Source organism: Nocardioides luteus (assembly GCF_000960475.2).
Classification (GTDB): domain Bacteria; phylum Actinomycetota; class Actinomycetes; order Propionibacteriales; family Nocardioidaceae; genus Nocardioides; species Nocardioides luteus_A.
In genome coordinates this window covers 168830-189243 of record NZ_JZDQ02000004.1, presented here as the reverse complement: position 1 = coordinate 189243, position 20414 = coordinate 168830, and the positions used below count along the sequence as shown (strand labels likewise).

The following is a 20414-nucleotide window of genomic DNA, read 5'->3' as shown; positions in this document are numbered from 1 at the left end:
TGGGGGCACGCCTCTTTCGAGGTGGTCGGCCTTCACGTTCACGCCTGCGCCGAGCCTACCACACAATGCAAAATGAACCCAACCCAATCAGGGACAGGTATCCCACACCAAACCCAGACCGCTGCTGGAACCCCGACAAGTCAGGCAAATGGCACCCAACCCAGACACCCTGGCCTGTAAATCTCCCAACCCGGACAACGTATTGGCCCCACCCGCGCTGGAACCCAGACCCGAGACCAACGGACACACATCCAGATCCCCCACCCGATCCGCGGCCAGCGCAGCGCCCTGATTCAGACCCGCCCAGCCCGCCACAGAGCCAACCCGAGCCACAGAGCCGCCGCAGCAACGAGCACGCCCCACACGATCCGCAACCCGTGCGGCAAGAAGTACTGGGGCAGCATGGTCACCAGCAGAGCGGCAAGCGGGACACCGCTCCACCGGGGCAGCGAGCCGGAGCGCCAGACCGCGACCGCCACGAGCGCGGCGGCGATCGCGATCAGCAGGAGCCCGATGGCGAAGACGGCCATCGCGGTCGGGTCGAGGCGGAAGTCGTTGCCGACGTCGGTCAGGCTGGCGTCACCATCGGCGACCGCGCGCTGACCGATGGCCTTCAGCCCGTAGACCTCGGCACCGTAGTAGGAGATGGTCAGGCCGGAGCCGACGTAGCCCATGGTGGCGGCGAGGAATGCGGTCCGCTCGTGCGGAGTGCCCTCGAGGAAGCCGCGGATCGCGCCGTAGCCGAGCGGGATCAGGATGAGGCCGACGATCGCGCTGATGTGCGCGATGCTCCAGCCGGCGGTGGTCCAGGATGCCGCGCCGTCGAGCGTCGTCTGGTCGGCGCGCGGGGCTGCGGCCTCGTAGACGGCGAAGAGGACGCCGGCGGTTGCGAGAGCGATCGCACCCAGGCGGGTGCGGTGGTCGGGGGAGGTGTGGGGGACGGTCACTGCGGAGCTCCTCGGCAGGCGCGATGAGAGCGGTGCTCTCGGTTGCGAGCGATGATGGCAGCCGCCCGCCTGCCCTGCACGCGATTTTCGCCGGTGGGCAATCACCGACGATCCGGTCGTTGCGATGACATCGCCGATAGGCCAAAGCGCTATCGCACACCATGGTTATGGGCCGCGATACCGCACAGACAACCGCCACGAAAAGAGGGGCTCCGGCGACCGCCGAAGCCCCTCGGGTCGGTTCGAGATCAGGACGCCGCGAACGTACGCCCGATCTTGAGCGCCTGCTCGGTGGCGCCACCGAAGACGAACTCGAAGCGCTTGGCGGTGGTGAAGTAGCGATGTGCCTCGCCGTCGAGGTCGATACCCACACCGCCGTGGATGTGGACGGTGGTGTGGGCGAGGCGGTGGGCCGCGTCGGCGGCCCAGAGCTTCGCGACGGCGACCTGGTCGGCGGCGGGCAGCCCGGAGGAGACCCGCCAGACGGCCTGCCAGAGGGTGAGCCGCTGGGCGAGTACGTCGATGAACCCGTCGGCCAGGCGCTGCGAGACGGCCTGGAAGGTGCCGATGGCGCGGCCGAACTGCTCGCGGGTCTTGGCGTAGGACGAGGTGAGCTCGAGGGCGCCCTCGGTGACGCCCAGCAGCTCAGCGGCAGCAGCGACGGTCAGCAGCTCGCCCAGCCTGTTGGCAGCAGAAGCGTTGCCGATCTGACGGGCGGGTGCCGAGGCGAACGAGACCAGCGCAGTGACGTCGCCGTCGCTGGTGTGCTGCGCCTGGCGGTCCACGCCCGAGGCCGAGGCATCGACCAGGAAGACCCCGACGGTGCCGTCCGGCACCGTTGCGGTGACCAGGAACGCCTCGGCGATCATCCCTGCCCTGACCAGCGTCTTCACCCCGGTGATCGTGTCCCCGGCGGAGACCACGGTGGGGGAGTCGGGCAGGTGGGAGTGCTCCTCGGCGACCGCGGCCGCGAGCACCCGCGACCCGTCGGCGACACCGGTCAGCTCGTCGGCGGCGGTCTCCGAGAGGAGCAGTCCGCACGGCCCGTGCACGGCGAGCGGTAACGGCGCGACGCGCCTTCCGGCCTCGACGAGCACCCGGCACAGCTCGATGAGCCCGAGCCCTGCGCCGCCCTGGGCCTCCGGCAGGTGGAGCCCGAGGAGCCCGGCCTCGCCGAGGGCGGACCAGAGGGCGGTGTCGAAGCGGCCGCGGTCGCCGGCGGCCGCCTCGACCGTACGCAGCCGCTCGGGCGCCGTGGCGTCGCCGATGATCTTCGCCGCGAGCTCGGCGGCGTCGTCGGATTCGGTGGTGAAGGAGAAGTCCATGGTGTGTCCCTGTCGTCAGGTGTCGGGTCAGCGCTTGGCGGCGGGGAGGCCGAGGCCCACGTAGCCGATGATGTCTCGCTGGATCTCGTTGGTGCCGCCGCCGAAGGTCATGACCAGGGAGGAGCGGTGGAACCGCTCCAGGCGGCCGGCGAGCACGGCGCCGGGGGAGTCGGCGGTGATGCCCGCGTGCGGACCGACGATCTCCATGAGCGTTCGGTAGACCTCGGTCGCCAGCTCGGAGCCGTAGACCTTGGTGGCCGACGCCTCGGCGGGCGAGAGCGCGACCCCGTGGTCGGCGTCGGAGGCGAGCTTCCAGTTGACGAGCGAGAGCGCCTCGATCCGGGCGTGCGCCCGGCCGAGCGCGACCTGCACCCACTCGGAGTCGATCACCCGGCCGCCACCGGGAACCACCGTCGAGAGCGCCCACTCCTTGACCAGCCCCAGCGAGTGCACCAGCGGTGCCGCCGAGGTGAGCGCGACCCGCTCATGGTTGAGCTGGTTGGTCATCAGTGCCCAGCCGCCTCCGCGCGAGGAGACGAGGTTCGACGCCGGCACGCGCACGTCGGAGTAGTAGGTCGCCGAGGTGCCGACGCCGGCCACGGTCTGGACCGGCGTATAGGAGAACCCGGCCGACGACGTCGGCACCAGGATCATCGACAGTCCCTTGTGGCGCGATGCCTCGGGCTCTGTCCGGCAGGCGAGCCAGATCCAGTCCGCATACTGGATCAGCGAGGTCCACATCTTCTGGCCGTTGATCACCCACTCGCCGGTGCCCTCGTCGAGCACGGCGCGCGTCTGCAGCGAGGCGAGGTCGGTCCCCGAGCCCGGCTCGGAGTAGCCGATCGAGAAGTGCAGCTCGCCGGCGAGGATCTTCGGCAGGAAGTACGCCTTCTGCTCCTCGGTCCCGAACCGCATGATCGTCGGGCCGACCGTGTTGAGCGTGAGGTAGGGGATCGGCACCCCCGCCACGGCGGCGGCGTCGGTGAAGATCAGCTGCTCCACCATGGAGCGGTCCTGACCGCCGTACTCCTTCGGCCAGCCGATCCCGAGCCAGCCGTCGGCGCCGATCTGCCGGATGGTCGAGAGGTAGACCTCCTTGTCGGCCTCGTCGCCGAACTCGCCGGAGGCCCGGGCGAGCGCTGCGCGCCGCTCCGGCGTGACCAACTGGGCGAAATAGGAGTTGAGCTCTGAGCGAAGTTGCTCCTGGGCGGGTGTCAAGGCCACATGCATGTGATAAAACTAGAACAGGTTCTACCATTTTGGATAGACCCGGCGAATAGACCTGGCGAACAGGCTCAGACCAGCGGAAGGTACGACGATGGCCGACCCCACCACCCAGACCCGCACGCTCGACCACGGCTCCCAGCCGGAGCGCTTCGCGCGCGGTTGGCACTGTCTGGGCCTGGCCAGCGACTTCAAGGACGGCAAGCCCCACGCCGTCGAGGCGTTCGGCGGCAAGCTGGTCGTCTGGGAGAACACCAAGGGCGAGCTGGGCGTGCTCGACGGCTACTGCCGCCACATGGGCGGCGACCTGACCCAGGGCACCGTGAAGGGCGACGAGGTCGGCTGTCCGTTCCACGACTGGCGCTGGGGCGCCGACGGCCGCTGCAAGCAGATCCCCTACGCCCGCCGCGTCCCGCTGCGCGCCCGCACCAAGGCGTACGAGACCGTGATCCGCAACGACTCGCTGCTGATCTGGCACGACCCCGAGGGCTCGAAGGCCGACTACGACATCCTGCCGCCGGAGCTGCCCGACATCAGCAACCGCGAGGTCTACACCGACTGGATCTGGAACACCGTCCCGATCAAGGGCAGCCACTGCCGCGAGCTGATCGACAACGTGGTCGACATGGCGCACTTCTACTACGTGCACTTCGCGTTCCCGACCGACTTCCGCAACGTCTTCGAGGACCACACCGCGACGCAGTACATGGCGTCCAAGGGCCGTCCCGACGTCGCCGGCGGCTACGGCGACGCCGACATGTTCCTGAAGTCCGAGGCGACCTACTACGGCCCGGCGTACATGATCAACTGGCTCGAGGTCGACTACAAAGGCTTCGTGACCGAGGTGATCCTGATCAACTGCCACATCCCGACCGGTCCGGACTCGTTCCTCCTGCAGTACGGGATCACCGTCAAGAAGCCCGAGGGTCTCGACGACAAGACTGCCAACTTCATCGGCAAGAAGTACGCCGACATGTTCGGCGACGGGTTCCTCCAGGACGTGGCGATCTGGGAGAACAAGGCGCCGGTGCAGAACCCGCTGCTGTGCGAGGAGGACGGCCCGGTCTACCAGCTGCGCCGCTGGTACGAGCAGTTCTACGTCGACGTGGCCGACATCGAGCCCGAGATGCGGGCCCGGTTCGAGTTCGAGGTCGACACCACCAAGGCCAACGAGTTCTGGCACGAGGAGGTCGCCGAGAACCTCCGCAGGAGCGAGGCGGAGAAGGCCGAGACCGAGGCTGCCGCGTCGAGCGACGCCGGGGTCAGTTGATGGCCTCGTTCGTGCCGACGTCGCCGGAGACCGTCGAGGACCAGCGGCTCTACACCCAGGCCCGGCTGGTCGAGGTGGAGTGCCTCGACTGCCTCGCCCGCGTCGGCGTGAAGAAGAACAGCGAGCACCAGACCTCCGTCCAGTGGACGGCCGAGGCGCAGGCCCAGTGCCCGGATCTCGTACGCCGCAAGGCCGCCGCCGACGGCGCGCGGCTCGTCCACGCCCGCTGCCCTCGTCTGGCGGCGTCCATCGAAGCAGCCGTCGCCGACGGCCGGATCCAGATCGGAGCCGAGGATGGCTACTGACTCTTTCCTGCTGCCCGTCAGCGACGTCGTCAAGGAGACCGCAGACGCCCACTCGATCGTCTTCGAGCTGCCCGAGGATGTGAAGCACGCCTTTCAGCCGAAGCCGGGGCAGTTCCTCACCGTCGCGGTGCCGAGCGACCGCGACGGCCTGGCCGCGCGCTGCTACTCGCTCTCCAGCGCGCCGGGCGATCCCCTCACCGTGACCGTCAAGCGCACCGTGGACGGCTACGCGTCCAACTGGATCTGCGACAACCTGCAACCCGGCGACACGCTCCGCGTGCTCCCGCCGAGCGGCATCTTCACCCCGGCCGACATCGACGCCGACTTCCTGCTCTTCGCCGGCGGATCGGGCGTCACCCCGATCATCTCGATCGCCCGCACGGCTCTGCGCGAGGGCACCGGGCGGATCGTCGTCTTCTACGCGAACCGCGACGAGCGCTCGGTGATCTTCGCCGAGGAATGGTCGCGGCTCGCCGCCGAGCACCCGGACCGGCTCCAGGTGGTCCATTGGCTCGAGTCGGTCCAGGGGCTGCCCACCGGGGAACAGCTCAAGGCGTTCGCGGCCGACCATCTGACGTACGACGCCTTCGTCTGTGGGCCGGCGCCGTTCATGAAGGCGACGATCGCGGCGCTCAAGGAGCTCGACTTCCCGCGGGCGCGGCGACACCAGGAGAAGTTCGCCTCCCTGGGTGGCAACCCGTTCGGTGACGTCGCTCCGGTCGAGGAGGCCGAGGCGGAGGTTGTCGAGGGCGAGAGCGCTGTCCAGCAGCCGGTGAGCCTGGAGATCGAGCTCGACGGCACCACGACGACGTACGACGACTGGGACCCGGGCACCCCGATGCTCGACTTCCTCGAGTCGAAAGGGGTCAAGGCGCCATACTCGTGCCGCGAGGGCGAGTGCTCGGCCTGCGCGTTCCGGCTGCTCGAGGGCGAGGTCAAGATGGTGCGCAACGACGTGCTCGAGCAGGAGGACCTCGACGACGGGATCCGGCTCGGCTGCCAGTCGCTGCCGACCACGGACACCGTCCGCGGCACCTACTCCTGAGGGACTCACGCGAGACACAGATCACCAACCGGTTGCCAGGTCGACGCGCCTGGCGCGATAGTGTCGCGCTGCCCGAACCACATCCCGCGGGTCATCCGTAGCGAAGCAGATCGGTTGATCGGTGGGCACAAGCGAGGTTTCCCCCCAACGTGTTCAATCGCAACTTCTACGCCGCCCAGGACGACCGGCGTTTCGTCGTCGGCTACGCCCTCGACCTCGGCTTCAGGGTCTTCGACGCCTACTCCGCACCTGGTCAGCCGCTGAGCGAGATCACCACGACGGCCTCGGCCTCGCTGCTCGCCGCGCGGCCCTCGTTCAAGCTCTATGCGCCCAACACCGGCCCGGAGCCGGTGATCACCCGGGTCGAGCTGGACGAGTCCGACTTCGGTCCGTCGGCCTATGAGTACCAGTGCAACGGCTGGGGCCTGATCGGCCTCAACTTCGGTGGCGTCGTCGGTCTCGGCGGCCTCGGCTGGAGCACGCTGACCACCATGGCGGAGGCCCGCGCGGCACGCTGGCACGCCGTCGAGCCGATCGGCCCCGCTCCCTCGGAGTGGAACTGGCCGGCCGTCGACGAGGCGGCGATCAAGATGTTCGAGGCGATCACCTCGATGGCCGGCTCCGCCGTCGGCGACAGCCCGATCCTGGCGGCAGCGGGGCAGCTCATCAAGGACAAGGGTCTGCTCTACGAGTCCGGCGGCGGGCTGCACGCCCGGCCCGGGCTCGGCTGAGCCCCGCCTCGGATGTTGATACGCCGGGCGTATCAATGCCCGGCAAATCGATACTTCCCAACATCAGGTCGGCGCTCCTAGATTCTCGGGCATGGACGTCACCTGTGCAGCCAGCCTGATCCCGAGCAGCCGCGAGCGGGTGGCGTCGTGAACGCGGTCGACGTGCACCATGTCGTCTCCGGCCGGGCGGACGGTCCGGTGGTGGTGCTGTCCAACTCGCTGGGCGCCACCCACACGATGTGGGACGAGAACCTGCGCGATCTGGAGCGGCACTTCCGCGTGGTTCGCTACGACACCCGCGGACACGGGGCTTCGCCGGTTCCGCCCGGCCCGTACACGATCGACGACCTGGCCGACGACGTCGTCGCCCTCCTGGACCGCCTCGGTGTCGAGCGGGCCCACGTCGTGGGCCTCTCGCTCGGCGGCATGACCGGCATGCGGCTCGCCGCACGCAACCCGGACCGTGTCGACCGCCTCGTCCTGCTGTGCACCGGGGCACACCTGGCCCCCTCGTCCGCCTGGACCGACCGGGCGGCGACGGTGCGTGCGGACGGCACCCGGGCCGTCGCGGAGGCGGTCGTCGCCCGCTGGTTCACACCGGCCTTCCTCGAGACGAATCCCGAGGTGAAGGCCGCCTGCGAAGCGACCGTCACCGCCACCCCGGACGAGGGGTACGCCGGTTGCTGCGAGGTCATCGCCGCCATGGACCTGCGCGCCGACCTGCCCGAGATCACCGCGCCGACGCTCGCCATTGCCGGTGCCGACGACCCCGCCACGCCGCCTCCGCACCTGAAGGAGATCGCCGACACGGTCAAAGACGGCCGGCTGCTGGTGGTCCCCGACTCGGCGCACCTGGCCAACGCGGAGCAGCCCGCGACCATCACGCCCGCGATCATCGGCCACCTCGAAGGGGTATGAGGGCCGCCCGCTGCGGGATAACCAGGTGCGGCCCGGTGCCCGGCCTGACTAGGTTCGGGCCGATGCGAGAACCCGATGCCGCCTTCGCGGACCCCCGTCAGGCCGTGCTCTACGACGTCCTCGACGACGACCGTTCCGACCTGGAGGTCTACGTCGCGATCGCCCGGGAGGTCGGCGCCCGTCGCGTCGTCGACGTCGGTTGCGGCACCGGCTCGCTCGCCGTGCTCCTGGCCGGCGAAGGGCTCTCCGTCGTCGGTGTCGACCCTGCCGCAGCCTCCCTCGATGTGGCCCGCACCAAGCCGTACGCCGACCGGGTCACCTGGATCCATGGCGACGCCACGGCTCTCGCCGGTCGTCCCGATGAGGCCGACCTGGTCGTCATGACCGGCAACGTCGCCCAGGTCTTCGTCGCCGACGAGGACTGGTCCGCGACGCTCGCCGGCGTTCACGCCGGCCTCTGTCCCCAGGGCTGGTTCGTCTTCGAGACCCGCCGGCCGGAGGTCCGAGCGTGGGAGAGCTGGGACGTCGCGCCCACGACCGTCGACCTCCCGGACGGCCGCACCGCAGTCGTCTCGCGCACCGTCACCGAGGTCGACCTCCCGTTCGTCACCTTCGTGGAATCGACCACCATCGGCGAGGAGACCCTGACCTCGACCTCCACCCTCCGCTTCCGCGACCGGGCCGAGATCGAGCGCGACCTCCGCTCTCACGGCTTCTCTGTGAGCGACGTACGCGACGCCCCGGACCGTCCGGGGAAGGAGCACGTCTTCCTCGCCCGCGTGCGGGACTGACGGACGCGCCGCTGTCGTACGCCCGTCAGTTCGACGTCGTCGGTTTACCTTTGGCGAGTGGCGAACACAAGCGAACCAGGCAGCGCGGTCGAGCGCGCCGTGGCGGAGATGGACGCGCGTCTGCGGGTGACTCAGGCGGTGGGCGCGTTGATCCTGTTGGTGGTGACGTTGACCGCTCCTGTGCTGGTCAGCATCGACGATTCGACTGGGAATGATCACCGAAACGTCAAGGCAGTCTGGTCGGCGTTGTCCTATGCGAAGCTCCTGGTGAGCAATCCGGATGCCGACTTCGGAAGCCACACCTCTCACGTCGTCGTGTTCGTAGGGCTGATCGCCACGATCGTGCTCTGCCTGTTCATGCTGGTCGGCGTCCTGTCAGTGCTGATCCCCCTCTCGGCAAGACCGCGAAGGTTCTGGTCGCTGGTCAGCATCGCGACTGCGGTCGCACCAGTGGTGACACTCGTCGGTCTCGGTCTCTCTTCGGGTGACTCCGAGTTGACGGCGACATGGACGACCTTGGCCCCTACGGCGCTCGGCCTCTGGGTCCTCGCCGCAACTGCACGTCAGGCATCCTCGTGAGTCAGCTGCTCGCAGGTGCCGTCCGGACGGCGAGTGTGTTCGAAGCCGGTCCGAACGCCATGACCGCGAACTCCGAGACCTCGAAGGTCTGAGAGCCGTGCCCGACCGCCCTGAGATCGTCTGTATCTGTGACTCCACCCGGTTCGTGAAGGAAATGGCGGCGGCGAACCGTGAGCTGACCTTCGCCGGCGCGATCGTCCTCGCCCCGGGCGTCTTCGTGCACGCCGAGGAACGCGACGCAGGCAGGTCGGTCACCGATGAGCAGAAGACCGCGCTCGACGTCCTGCATCTGCGCAAGATCGACCTGGCCGACCGGGTCCTGGTGGTCAACCCGGGCGGCTACGTCGGTGAGTCCACGAGCCGGGAGATCGCCTACGCCCGGGACACCGGCAAGCCGGTCTCGTTCACCGATCAGCCGTCCGACCGAGCGACGAGCAGGTAGCCGGCGCCGTCGGCGTCGACGGTCGAGGTCTCGACGGTCAGTCCGACGCTCTGCAGCTGGGCGACGAGCTCCTCGTAGCGGTAGGGCCAGAACGACAGTCGCTCCGCGCACGTGTGGAGCGATCCGTCGGGCCTCACCTCGGTGACGGCGATCTCCATGTGGTGCTCCTGATCCCAGTCCGGAGCGATCTGGGTGTGGTAGATGACCACGGCGTCGCGACCGTTGCGGCGGATCAGGCGGTCGCGGACATCGATCCGGGTGCCACGAGCGCGCACGACCTCCCACATGCGGGAGGTGAGCACGAGACGTCCGCCCGGACGCAGCAGCTGGGCCATGGAGGCGAGCGCGGCCAGCCGGCCGCGCTCGCCCTCGGCGTGGCCGAGGGAGTTGCCGATGCAGAACACCAGGTCGAAGGAGGACGCCTCGAGATGGTCGCCCAGGCCCTCCCAACTGACCTGGCGTGCGTCGAGACGTACGCCGTGCTCCTCGGCGAGCGCTGCCGTTCGACGGATCATCCCGGCGCTGGCGTCCGTCGCCACGACGTCCAGACCGTGACCGGCGAGACCGACCGCGAGCTGGCCGGTGCCGCAGGAGCAGTCGAGGACGCGTGCGTGCGGCGGCAAAGGGGCCACCAGGTCCTCGAACCTCGCCGCCGCGCCGACCGGGGAGAGGTTCTCGTCCCGGATCAACCACTCGTACGCCTCGGACAGTGCGCCATAGCCGGCCACAGTGACCACCTCCGTCGTCCAGCGAACCAGACCCGAAGGCCGCGATGCCACTGAGTTTGCGGCGGGCTCAGCCCTCTGCGGGCTGTGGCGTGAGCACGTCGAAGACCACCTCGTCCTCGAGCCCGGAGGCCAGGCGCCAGACGGCGTCCGCGATCTCGTCGGGGTCGAGGGTGGCGTACGGGGCGGGGGTTCCGGGTTCGGTGAGCATCTGGTGGATGTCGCCGCGCTCGATCAGGCCGCCGAGGACGAGGGAGCCGACGTGGACGCCGTCCTCGGCGACCGCGGCGGCGAGAGTGCGGGCGTAGGTCCGCAGCGCTCCGGAGGCCGGGGCGTAGGGGCCGAGGAAGGGCAGCGGGACCAGCGCGCTGACCCCGGAGACGTAGACCAGGGAGCCGCTGCCGCGGGAGCGCATCGCGGGCAGGACCAGGGAGGCGACCTCGGCGGCGGGCTCGACGATCTCGGCGGTCGCGCGGCGGATCTCGGCAGGGCCGGTCGCGAGGATGTCGACCGTCGGCGCGCTCAGGTCGTTCGCGCCGGGGCCGTGGTAGACGACGTCGATCGGACCGAGCTGGGCGGTGATCTCGGCGAGGGCGCGGCTGATGCCGCCGGGCTCTCGTAGGTCGGCGGCCACCGCGACGGCCGGCACTCCGCTGGCTGCCAGCGTCTCCAGGTAACCCGGATGGCGGTCGGCGCTGCGGGAGACCAGCCCGACGGCGTACCCCTCCTTGGCGAACCGCTGCGCCACCGACATCCCGAGGCCGGGACCTGCGCCCAGGACCGCGATCGTGCTCATCTACTTCTCCCTCATGGGTAGGTTGCTGATGTGAGCAACCCTCGCCGTCCGGCGGCGATCGCGGAAGAAGGCACTTCAATGTCAGATGGGAACACCGATGTGCCCCGGCACATCGTGAGCGTGGCGCTCGGGCCCGGGCTGCCGGAGCTGGTGCCGGCGGGAGACTACGAGGCTTGTCCGGTGACGCAGACGCTGCAGATGCTCGGTGACAAGTGGACGCTGCTGGTCCTGGTGATGCTCGCCGAGCGTCCGCACCGCTACAACGAGCTGCGGCGCCGGGTCGAGGGTGTCAGCCAGCGCATGCTGACCCGGACCCTGCGCACGCTGGAGGAGGACGGGATCGTGACGCGTACGGTCTTTCCGACGATCCCGCCCGGCGTGGAGTACGCCCTGAGCGACCGCGGCCGCGACCTGCTGGTCCCGCTCGCCGGCCTCGCGGACTGGGTGATCCGCGGCCAGGCGGCCTGACGCCTCAGAACCCGCGGGTCCAGAAGACCTCCTCGTGGAGGTGGCGGGAGCGCCAGCCGTCCGGCGTACGCACGAAGCTGTGCCGGTAGCGGCCGCCGACCTCGACGACGCGCTCGCCGCCGGACCCGTCGGCGATCACCATCGGGTTGTCGAAGTACGCCACGACGTCCGCGCCCTCGTCGGTGAAGGTGATCGACACCTGCCCGATCGTGTGCAGCCGCTTGCGGGAGAACGCCGGCAGCATCTCGGCGAGCCACTTCTTGACGTCGGCGACCTCGCCGACGGTGCCGCCGGACTCGGAGTAGTCGATCGTGGCGTCGGGGGCGAACACGGTGTCGAGCGCGTCCCAGTCGCCGTCGTCGACGGCCAGGGTGTAGCGGGTCAGAGCGTCGGTGATCTCGGCGCGGTCGATGAGCTCTTGGACGCCGTCGATGTGCGCGGTCATGGCAGGTCTCCTTCAGCGAGGTGAGAGGACGATGACCGGGATCTCCCGGTCGGTCCAGGTCTGGTAGGTCTCGAAGTCCGCGTACGTCTCCAGCAGCCGTGGCCACAGCGCGGCCCGCTCGGCGGGGTCGGCGACCCGGGCCCGGACCAGGCTGCGGCCGCGACGGGGGAGGCGGACGGCGACGTCGGGGGTCGCGCGGAGGTTGGCGACCCACTGCGGGTCCTTCGGCAGCCCGCCCTGGGAGCCGACGACGACCAGGTCGGCGCCCGACCTCATGAACAGCAGGGGAGTGGTGAACGTGCGGCCCGACCTGCGCCCGACGTGCTCGAGCAGCAGCACGGGCGCGGGCTTGCGCCAGCCGGCCATCACCCGCCACCGGCCGCCGACCCGGCCGTCGGTCAGCTTGAAGAGCGCGGCGTTGGCGCGGGCGCCGTACTTGATGATCCTCGCCGTCAGCGGCGAGTCCAGGCCTGGCGGACGATCGGGAGAAGGCGACATGGCGAACACTCTGGCAGAAACTTAGAACACGTTCTAGTGTTGGCACATGCGCTTCACCTATGCCGAGGCAATGACGCAGGCCGACTACTACGCACCGCTGGCTCAGGCGGCGGAGGCGGCGGGCTACACCAGCATGACCGTCGCCGACAGCCTGATCTATCCCGAGGAGTCCGACTCCACCTATCCCTACACCGACACCGGCGACCGGGAGTTCCTGCAGGGCAAGGAGTTCATCGAGGCGTTCATCCTGTGCGCCCACCTCTTCGCGGTGACCGAGAAGCTCCGGCTGACGCCGTTCGTGGTGAAGCTGCCGGTGCGTCCGCCCGTGCTGGCCGCCAAGCAGGCCTCGAGCCTCGCGTTCCTCTCCGGCAACCGGCTCGGTCTCGGCGTCGGGCTGTCCCCGTGGCCGGAGGACTTCGCCGCCCTCGGCGTCGACTGGAAGCGCCGCGGCAAGCGGATGGACGAGTGCATGGACATCCTGCGCGGCCTGACCGACCCGAGCGGCGACTTCTTCGGGTACGAGGGCGAGTTCTACGAGTTCGCGCCGCTCCAGCAGCGTCCCGCGCCGACCGAGAGGATCCCGCTCCTCGTCGGCGGTCACGCCGACGCCGCGCTGCGCCGGGCGGTCCTCAAGGGCGACGGCTGGATGCACGCCGGCGGCGACGGCGAGGAGCTCGACCGGCTCCTGGTTCGCCTCGCCGAGATCCGGCGCGAGGAGGGCGACACCCGCGACGACTTCGAGGTCCACGTGATCAGCTACGACGCGTACGACCTCGATGGTGTGAAGCGGCTCGAGGACAAGGGCGTCACCGACTGCATCGTCGGCTTCCGCGACCCCTACGTGAAGGGCGCCGACCCGGAGCCGCTGGAGAAGAAGATCAAGCATCTGGAGTGGTACGCGGAGAACATCATCGCCAAGGCCAACGGATGACCTCGCCGGAGCCCAGCGCGGCGTACGGCCTGACCGAGCCGCTCCAGCAGGCGATCGCGGAGGCGGAGGAGCTGATCGCGAACGCGCCCTTCATCCGGACCGAGGCCGACCGGCTCGAGGGCTACGAGTACCTCTCCGGCCGGATCCGGATGGCGATGCAGACCGCGTTCGACTACGACCTCGAGCAGCCGCTCTTCGTGAACCCGACCCACCAGTTCTCCAAGCAGGGCCTGGACAACCCCGACGCCGTCTATCTCAACGCCTACCTGCGAGAAGGCGTCGAGTACGTCGTCCGCGGCCGTCGCGGGACCAGTGCCGACCTCTCGTTCCAGGTGATGGGCGGCGCCTACACGGCCGACTCCGCCGCGACCAGCCTGATGGCCTTCGACGACCGCAAGCTCCAGGTCGACGACGACGGCTCCTTCGAGTTCACCTACACGGCCGAGCCGGGGGCGAAGACGCTGATCGTGCGCGAGGTCTTCAACGACTGGGACACCGAGACCCGCGGCACGATCACCATCGAGCGCCCCGACACCCTCGGGCGCCCGCGCCGACCGCTCACCCAGGAGCTGCTCCGGAAGAAGTACGAGGTCGCGGCCCGGTCGCTGACCGGCTCGATCCAGACCTGGTTCGCCTTCCCCCAGTTCTTCCAGTACAAGGAGCCGGTCAACACGCTCACCGTCCCGGCACGCACGCCCGGCGGGCTGGAGTCGCAGTTCTCCTCGATCGGCCACTACGAGCTGGCCGAGGACGAGGCGCTCGTCGTCGAGGTGCCGCGGTGCGACGACTGCTCCTATCAGGGCATCCAGGTCGGCTCGGACTGGTACGCCTCGACCGACTACGAGACCCACCAGACGAGCCTGACCAAGGCTCAGGCGGTCACCGATCCGGACGGCGTGATGCGGTTCGTGATCGCCGAGCGCCCACCGCTGGACGGGGAGCCGATCGCCAACTGGCTCGAGACCACCGGCCACCGCACCGGCTCGCTGATGCTGCGCTGGCAGCGTCTGGAGCGCGACCTGACCGCCGCGGACGGACCGGTCGTGCACACGGTGTCTCTGTCGGACGTACGCGGCCTGCTGCCGCACACTGCAGCGCTGTCGGACGAGGCCTATGCGGCGCGGATCGCGAGGCGGCAGCAAGCCGTCGCGCGGCGGATGATCAGCTGAGCTCCTCGGCCGTGCAGAGCGCGGCCAGGAGGGCCGCGAGGAGGCCGAGCGCCACCAGCGGCGGCAGGGCGACGAGCACGAGACCCGAGGCCAGGACGATCGGGGTCGCGACCAGACGGACCCGGGGCCACCCACCGGAGGCCCGGCGGATCGCCCCCGCCGACGCAGCGAGCGCCGTCGCGGTGCCGCCTGCGAGCGCCCAGCCGCCGACCGCACCCAGATGGTCGGCGTGGACGTGGCCCATGGCGGACTCGATGCCGAGCGCGGTCACGATGATGCCGACGATGATCGGGAAGTGCAGGTAGGTGAAGAGGTCACGCGCCATCCATGCCCGGTGCGGGTCCTGGAGGTCGTGCAAGCGGGCCTCGAGGCGCTCGAGCGTACGCGTGAAGTGCAGCCACCACAGGGCGATCGCGATCGCGATCGCCAGGACGGCGCCGAGAACGTGGTACCAGTCCAGCGGCTTGCCGGAGATGCCCACGCCGATCGCCACGATCGACTCGCCCAGCGCCAGGATGACGACCAGCCCGTGCCGCTCGGCGAAGTGCGCCGCCGACGGGAGCATCCAGCCACCCTTGCGAGCCCCGACGAAGATCGCGAGCAGGTCGTAGACGACGGCGGCGAGCCAGACCCACGTGCGCGTGTCGTCGCTGACGAACGCGCCGATCGCCAGCAGGGCGACGGTCGGCAGGACGGAGGTGAGCGCGGTGAGCAGGAGCTGGCGCTGGAGCGCCCGGCTGCCGCCGGCACCGAGCAGGTAGGCGCCGAGATGGGTGAGGCGTACGACTGCGTAGCAGACCACCATCGTCAGTGACGCCGGGATGCCGCCCGGCTCCTCGTGGAACGCCTCCGGGATCGCCAGGCTCACCACGAACATCGCGACCATCGCGACGATGAACGCCGCCCGCATGATGCCGCTGTCGGCGCGCACCTGGTTGGCGAGCCAGGCGAACGATGCCCAGCCGAACCAGAGCAGCGAGAGGACGATCAGGCCGTGGAGCACGCCGATCGGCATCTCGGAGTGTGCCATCAGCGCCGTGACCTGCGTGAAGGCGAAGACGAAGACGAGGTCGAAGAAGAGCTCGAGGGTGGTGACCCGGTCGCCCTCGTTGCTCTGCGCGATACCGAGGCTTTTGTGTGATGCCGTGGTCATGCGCACATGGTGCCGCACGCGGCGGCGAGGTGCATGCGCATTCGCACGCGGAGATGCTGAACCCTAGGGGGTATCCGAACAGGATCGCCGCACGTCAGCGGCCAGTTGCGCGCAGGATGCTCAGCGAGGAGGGGACGCGACGCGCTGGCGTAGGGCCCCTATGATTGCGGCCCATGGCCAGCCCCCACCATGAGCCACCGGCGATTCCGGGTTTCCGGTTTCGCCGGCTGATCGGCGTGGGCGGCTCCTCCGAGGTCTTTCTCTACGAGTGGCAGCAGGAGAAGGTAGACGCCGTGGTCAAGGTCTGGAACGACCGGCTCAGCGCCGAGACGCAGGACGTGCTCGCCAGGGAGACCAAGGAGGTCGCCGAGCTCGCCGCCCATCCGCATGTGCTGCCGCTGCACGCCGTCGGCGTCTCCGACGACGACCGCAGCTTCGTGGTCATGGACCATCGCTCCGGCGGTGACCTGCAGGCGCGCTGGAAGAGCGGGCGGCTACCGGTCGCCGAGGCGCTGAGCATCACGATCAAGATCGCGGGTGCGCTCGACGTCGCCGCTCGCCACGGGATCCTGCACGGCGACGTGAAGCCCGCGAACATCCTGCTGACCGGCGCCGGGGAACCGCAGCTGGCCGGCTTCGGGGCGCTCTCCTCGGCCGGCCGTCCCGCCGGCGCCGACTCGACCTCGCTGCCGTGGATGGCGCCGGAGATGCTCTCCGAGCCGCCCGAGCCGAGCGCCTGGGCGGACATCTGGAGCCTGGCCGCGACCTGCTACACGCTGCTGGCGGGACGTACGCCGTTCGAGGGCGGTTCCGATGGCCCCGAGGCGCTCTCGGAGCGGATCCGGGAGCACGAGCCGGTGCCGATCGACCGCGACGACGTGCCGGCCTCGTTCGAGGCGGTGCTGCGCAAGGCGATGTTCAAGCGTCGCGCGGGGCGGCACTGGAGTGCCGCCGACTTCGCCAAGGCGCTCCAGGCGGTCGAGGAGGAGCTCGGGCTTCCGGTCACTCCGCTCGCGGAGATGCGCGAGCCGGGGGACGAGACCGTCGAGGAGCCGGAAACTCCTGAGGTTCCTCGAGCTCCTGAGGTCCCTGAGGTTGCCGAGGTCGCCGAGCGTGTCGCGGTGGCACCCGAGCCGGTCCCTGCGGAGGCCGAGTCGCCCGGAGCGGGGGACACCGCGGAGGTGCCGATCGTCACCGGCCCGGTGAGCGGCCCCGTGAGTCAGCCCGTGAGTCAGCCGGTGAGTCAGCCCATGGTCGACATCATGATCGAGCCCGCGCCGATGCCGGAGCAGACCGACGACGACGTCCTCGGGCACCGCGTCGACGTCGACCGGCTGGCGCGCCTGCTCGCCTCCGCGCACACCCAGCTCCCGATCTCGGTCGCCGTCCAGGGCCTTCCCGGCAGCGGCCGGTCGACCTTCCTGCGCAAGGTCCAGGAGCGCATCGAGTGGCTCACCGACCACGACGAGGCCTACGCCGCTCGCACCCGGCACGTACGCATCGACGCCCGTCAGTACGCCCACGGCGACGTGGCGAGCGGAGTGCTCGACAAGGTGCGTGGCGCCGGCAAGAGCGAGCCGCCGCCGCTGGTCGCCAAGCACCAGGCCGCGCAGCGGCGGACGGCCGAGCTGCGGGCGGCGCTGGCCGGACTGCCCGAGGAGGACGGCCACCGCGGCAAGCGGCGTACGCAGCAGCCGATGACCGCCACCATGGCGCTCGCGGCGATGGACCGGGAGGTCGCGGCCTACGAGGCGGCGCTGCGGGCGGCGCCACCGGGACCGCCGCCGCCCCCGCCCACCGGCGCGCCGTCCGGTTCGCCGGCTCTCCGGACGTACGTCTATGTCGACGACCTGGACCGCTGCGACCCCGCGACGGCGGCCGGGGTGCTGCGGGCCGTCGACGAGCTGAGCGCTCAGGATGGTGTCGCGGTCGTCGCGGCCGTCGACGCACCGGCGCTGCAGCGATCGCTCGGGGGCCGGGTGGCCGAGCCTGCCGCCTATCTCTCCCGGCTCTTCGACGTGCCGTTCGCGCTCCGGGCGTTCGCCGGTGATCCGGCGGTGCGGTTCATGCGGTCGCTGATGCGCCAGGCCGTGCCGTCGTGGCCGTCGGCGCTGGCGACTGGCTCCGGCGATCAGGCTGCCCGCCGGAATCGGGTCCAGGCCTTCGAGATGACCCCCGGCGAGGCGCTGTTCACCAGCGAGCTGGCGCGCTTCTGTGCGACGCCCGGGGGAGCCAGGAAGCTGCTCGCGGTCTATCGGTTGGCTCGCACGGCCCCGGTGCCGGGCGCGACCACCGACCCCGGCGGCCACCAGGCCCTCGGGATCCTGATGGCGATCCTCGTCGGGGCGCCCGCACAGGCGGGCGAGGTGCTCGGCGCCGTCGTCGAGTCCCTGGCCGCGGGCGAGGACGGCGCGACCTTCCGCACGCTGCTCGAGAAGGTCGCGCGCGAGCACACGTCCGGGTGCGGGCGGGCGACCTGCGGGTCGTGCGCCGACTGGTCCCGTGTCCTCCGCGCCCACGCCGATCTCGTCCGCGCCCATCAGGTGCCGCAGGAGATCGGGGCGTACGCCGAATGGGTCGACGAGGTGGCGAGGTTCAGCCTCCCGGCCTGACCCCTTCCGCGCTGAACCCCTTCCGCAAAACTGAAACACGTTCTACTCTAGGCGCCATGACTGGACTCCTGGATGGCAAGGTCGTCGTGCTCTCGGGGGTCGGCCCCGGCCTCGGTCGCTCGCTCGGCGAGCAGGCCGCGCTGATGGGCGCCGACCTGGTGCTCGCCAGCCGCACCGAGAAGCGGCTGCAGAAGATGGCCGGCGTCATCGAGGAGCACGGACGTCGTGCCCTGGTGGTGCCGACCGACATCACCGACGAGGACGCGCGGCGCCACCTGGTCGAGGCCGCGCTGGAGGAGTTCGGCCGTGTCGACGTGCTCCTCAACAACGCCTTCGGCATCCCGCCGATGGACCCGCTGACCCAGATCCCGCTGGACGCGCTCCGGCTGGCGCAGGAGTCCAACGTGTACGCCCCGCTGCGGCTCTCCGCGCTCTTCGCCGACGCGCTCGCGGCCACCCCGGACAAGCCCGGCGGTGCGATCGTGATGATCAACTCCGCGGTGCTCTACCAGAGCCAGCCCGAGTTCGCGGGCTACAAGCTCTCCAAGGGCGCCCTCGCCCACCTGGCCTCCTCGCTGGCCACCGAGCTCGGCCCGCGCGGCATCCGGGTCAACTCCGTCGCGCCGTCCTACATCTACGAGGACGTCAACAAGGCCTACTTCGACTGGATCGCCTCCGAGTCCGGCCGGACCCATCAGGAGGTCTACGACGAGAAGGCCGCCCCCACGGACCTGAAGCGGCTCGCCACCCCCGAGGAGGTCGCCCGGGCGGTGCTGTTCCTGGGCAGCGACCTGGCCTCCGCGGTCACCGGGACCGTGCTCAACGTGGACTGCGGGGAGTTCCATGACTGAGACGGTTCCTCGCGAGCGGGCGGACGTCGGGACGTACGAGGACATCTGCGCCGCCGCCACCCGCACGACCGGGCTGAGCGACTTCGGGGGGACCGACCACGAGGAGGGGCTGCGACTCCTCGTCGAGGATCTCGCCTCGCCCGAGGCCGGGCTGACCCCGGTCGGCAACTACTTCCACCGCGCCCAGGTGAAGTCGGCCCTCGTCGGCCGGCTGATGACGCAGGCCCGGCTCGCGGAGTTCCCCCAGCACCAGGACGTACGCATCGAGCGGCCGATCTTCGTCACCGGGCTCGTCCGCACCGGCACCACCGCCCTGCACCGGCTCTTGGCCGCCGACCCGGCGCACCAGGGTCTGGAGACCTGGCTGACCGAGTTCCCCCAGCCTCGGCCGCCGCGCGAGACCTGGGAGGACGACCCGGTTTTCGACGCGCTGCAGAACGCCTACCGGCAGCATCACGTCACCAACCCCGAGTTCATGGGGATCCACTACATGGACGCGACCAGCGTGGAGGAGTGCTGGCGGGTGCTGCGGCAGAGCGGCAAGTCGATCTCGTTCGAGTCGCTGGCCAACGTCCCGCGCTACTCGGCCTGGCTGGCGAAGCAGGACTGGCGCGACGCGTACGAGCACCATCGCCGCTCGCTGCAGCTCATCGGGCTCAACGACACCGACAAGCGCTGGGTGCTCAAGAACCCGTCCCACCTGGTCGCCCTCGACGCGCTGATGGAGGTCTACCCGGACGCGCTCGTCGTGGTCACCCACCGGGACCCGGTGGTCTCGGTCGCCTCCGGCTGCTCGCTCTCCGCCGAGGCGACCGCGGGCATGTCGACCACGTTCGTCGGCGAGACCATCGGGGCGACCCAGCTGGAGATGCTCTCCCGATCCTGGCGCTCCTTCGGCGAAGCCCGGCAGCGTTATGACCAGGCGCAGTTCCTCGACGTCGACTACCGGGGATTCGTCAAGGACCCTGTCGGCACCGTCGAGGGCATCTACGCCCACTTCGACATCCCGTGGAGCGACGCCGCCCGCGCCGAGGTCGCCCGCATCGACGCCGAGTCCCGCTCCGGGAGCGCCCGGCCCAGGCACGACTACCGCCTCGCCGACTACGGCCTGACGGAGGACGAGGTTCGCCAGGCGTTCACCTTCTGATCCGGCGTGACCTGCACGGTGGGCCATCGATGTGCTCTAGGG

Annotated in this window: 22 protein-coding genes; 14 read left to right on the top strand and 8 right to left on the bottom strand. The window is 70.1% G+C overall.

All coding sequences use genetic code 11. The features are described 5' to 3' along the window. Nucleotides 1-293: 293 nt before the first annotated feature. From UG56_RS04185 to UG56_RS04175, 3 genes are all read right to left on the bottom strand, one after another. Nucleotides 294-947, bottom strand: coding sequence for a hypothetical protein (locus tag UG56_RS04185; protein WP_045550619.1), 654 nt, complete (start codon nucleotides 945-947; stop codon nucleotides 294-296). 248 nt (nucleotides 948-1195) lie between these two features. Beyond that, the gene (locus UG56_RS04180; protein ID WP_071326865.1) at nucleotides 1196-2272 is read right to left on the bottom strand and encodes an acyl-CoA dehydrogenase family protein; all 1077 of its coding nucleotides are present in this window, start codon (nucleotides 2270-2272) and stop codon (nucleotides 1196-1198) included. Between the two features lie 27 nt (nucleotides 2273-2299). Then, nucleotides 2300-3502, bottom strand: coding sequence for an acyl-CoA dehydrogenase family protein (locus UG56_RS04175; RefSeq protein WP_045550878.1), 1203 nt, complete (start codon nucleotides 3500-3502; stop codon nucleotides 2300-2302). Nucleotides 3503-3590: 88 nt separating this feature from the next. Between UG56_RS04175 and UG56_RS04170 the strand changes: the two genes are divergently transcribed. From UG56_RS04170 to UG56_RS04135, 8 genes are all read left to right on the top strand, one after another. Next, nucleotides 3591-4766 (top strand): Rieske 2Fe-2S domain-containing protein, encoded by a 1176-nt coding sequence (locus UG56_RS04170; protein ID WP_045550877.1) that lies wholly within the window; start codon nucleotides 3591-3593, stop codon nucleotides 4764-4766. Continuing rightward, complete coding sequence (locus UG56_RS04165) at nucleotides 4766-5071, top strand: hypothetical protein (RefSeq protein WP_045550876.1); 306 nt, start codon at nucleotides 4766-4768, stop codon at nucleotides 5069-5071. Before UG56_RS04170 ends, UG56_RS04165 begins: the two co-directional genes overlap by 1 nt. Further along, the gene (locus UG56_RS04160) at nucleotides 5061-6116 is read left to right on the top strand and encodes a ferredoxin--NADP reductase (RefSeq protein WP_045550875.1); all 1056 of its coding nucleotides are present in this window, start codon (nucleotides 5061-5063) and stop codon (nucleotides 6114-6116) included. Before UG56_RS04165 ends, UG56_RS04160 begins: the two co-directional genes overlap by 11 nt. A 149-nt stretch (nucleotides 6117-6265) precedes the next feature. Next, complete coding sequence (locus UG56_RS04155) at nucleotides 6266-6847, top strand: hypothetical protein (protein ID WP_045550874.1); 582 nt, start codon at nucleotides 6266-6268, stop codon at nucleotides 6845-6847. Nucleotides 6848-6994: 147 nt separating this feature from the next. Continuing rightward, on the top strand, nucleotides 6995-7765 hold the full coding sequence (gene pcaD / locus UG56_RS04150; protein WP_045550873.1) for a 3-oxoadipate enol-lactonase: 771 nt from the start codon (nucleotides 6995-6997) through the stop codon (nucleotides 7763-7765). A 62-nt stretch (nucleotides 7766-7827) separates the two neighbouring features. Next, the gene (locus UG56_RS04145; protein ID WP_045550872.1) at nucleotides 7828-8556 is read left to right on the top strand and encodes a class I SAM-dependent DNA methyltransferase; all 729 of its coding nucleotides are present in this window, start codon (nucleotides 7828-7830) and stop codon (nucleotides 8554-8556) included. A gap of 57 nt (nucleotides 8557-8613) precedes the next feature. Next, nucleotides 8614-9135 (top strand): hypothetical protein, encoded by a 522-nt coding sequence (locus tag UG56_RS04140; RefSeq protein ID WP_143054897.1) that lies wholly within the window; start codon nucleotides 8614-8616, stop codon nucleotides 9133-9135. Nucleotides 9136-9232: 97 nt separating this feature from the next. Next, entirely contained in the window at nucleotides 9233-9577 is a 345-nt protein-coding gene (locus UG56_RS04135) for a hypothetical protein (protein WP_045550870.1), read from the top strand. Here the strand turns inward: UG56_RS04135 and UG56_RS04130 are convergent. Continuing rightward, nucleotides 9547-10305: a class I SAM-dependent methyltransferase gene (locus UG56_RS04130; protein WP_045550879.1), complete on the bottom strand. Its 759-nt coding sequence runs from the start codon at nucleotides 10303-10305 to the stop codon at nucleotides 9547-9549. The two genes, UG56_RS04135 and UG56_RS04130, sit on opposite strands and share 31 nt — an antisense overlap. Before the next feature lie 67 nt (nucleotides 10306-10372). Then, nucleotides 10373-11098 carry an SDR family NAD(P)-dependent oxidoreductase gene (locus UG56_RS04125; protein WP_045550869.1) on the bottom strand — a complete coding sequence of 242 codons (726 nt, stop codon included), beginning with the start codon at nucleotides 11096-11098 and terminating at the stop codon, nucleotides 10373-10375. 78 nt (nucleotides 11099-11176) lie between these two features. On the opposite strand from UG56_RS04125, the gene UG56_RS04120 reads away from it, so the two are divergent. After that, the gene (locus UG56_RS04120; RefSeq protein ID WP_045550868.1) at nucleotides 11177-11566 is read left to right on the top strand and encodes a winged helix-turn-helix transcriptional regulator; all 390 of its coding nucleotides are present in this window, start codon (nucleotides 11177-11179) and stop codon (nucleotides 11564-11566) included. A 4-nt stretch (nucleotides 11567-11570) separates the two neighbouring features. Here the strand turns inward: UG56_RS04120 and UG56_RS04115 are convergent, their stop codons facing one another. After that, nucleotides 11571-12011 carry a nuclear transport factor 2 family protein gene (locus UG56_RS04115; RefSeq protein WP_045550867.1) on the bottom strand — a complete coding sequence of 147 codons (441 nt, stop codon included), beginning with the start codon at nucleotides 12009-12011 and terminating at the stop codon, nucleotides 11571-11573. 12 nt (nucleotides 12012-12023) lie between these two features. Further along, complete coding sequence (locus tag UG56_RS04110; protein ID WP_045550866.1) at nucleotides 12024-12509, bottom strand: nitroreductase/quinone reductase family protein; 486 nt, start codon at nucleotides 12507-12509, stop codon at nucleotides 12024-12026. 46 nt (nucleotides 12510-12555) lie between these two features. Between UG56_RS04110 and UG56_RS04105 the strand changes: the two genes are divergently transcribed. Both UG56_RS04105 and UG56_RS04100 read left to right on the top strand, forming a co-directional pair. After that, nucleotides 12556-13440, top strand: coding sequence for a TIGR03619 family F420-dependent LLM class oxidoreductase (locus UG56_RS04105; protein ID WP_045550865.1), 885 nt, complete (start codon nucleotides 12556-12558; stop codon nucleotides 13438-13440). Next, on the top strand, nucleotides 13437-14609 hold the full coding sequence (locus UG56_RS04100; protein WP_045550864.1) for a hypothetical protein: 1173 nt from the start codon (nucleotides 13437-13439) through the stop codon (nucleotides 14607-14609). The genes UG56_RS04105 and UG56_RS04100 overlap by 4 nt, the downstream gene beginning before the upstream one ends. Here the strand turns inward: UG56_RS04100 and UG56_RS04095 are convergent. Then, nucleotides 14602-15762: a low temperature requirement protein A gene (locus tag UG56_RS04095; RefSeq protein ID WP_071326864.1), complete on the bottom strand. Its 1161-nt coding sequence runs from the start codon at nucleotides 15760-15762 to the stop codon at nucleotides 14602-14604. The two genes, UG56_RS04100 and UG56_RS04095, sit on opposite strands and share 8 nt — an antisense overlap. 173 nt (nucleotides 15763-15935) lie before the next feature. Between UG56_RS04095 and UG56_RS04090 the strand changes: the two genes are divergently transcribed. The 3 genes from UG56_RS04090 to UG56_RS04080 are packed head-to-tail and all read left to right on the top strand — an operon-like array spanning nucleotide 15936 to nucleotide 20372. Next, on the top strand, nucleotides 15936-18374 hold the full coding sequence (locus tag UG56_RS04090; protein WP_084100462.1) for a serine/threonine protein kinase: 2439 nt from the start codon (nucleotides 15936-15938) through the stop codon (nucleotides 18372-18374). Nucleotides 18375-18430: 56 nt separating this feature from the next. After that, a complete protein-coding gene (locus UG56_RS04085; protein ID WP_045550140.1) occupies nucleotides 18431-19225 on the top strand; it encodes an SDR family oxidoreductase in 795 nt (264 codons plus the stop codon). After that, nucleotides 19218-20372: a sulfotransferase family protein gene (locus tag UG56_RS04080; protein ID WP_045550139.1), complete on the top strand. Its 1155-nt coding sequence runs from the start codon at nucleotides 19218-19220 to the stop codon at nucleotides 20370-20372. The genes UG56_RS04085 and UG56_RS04080 overlap by 8 nt, the downstream gene beginning before the upstream one ends. Nucleotides 20373-20414: the final 42 nt, after the last annotated feature.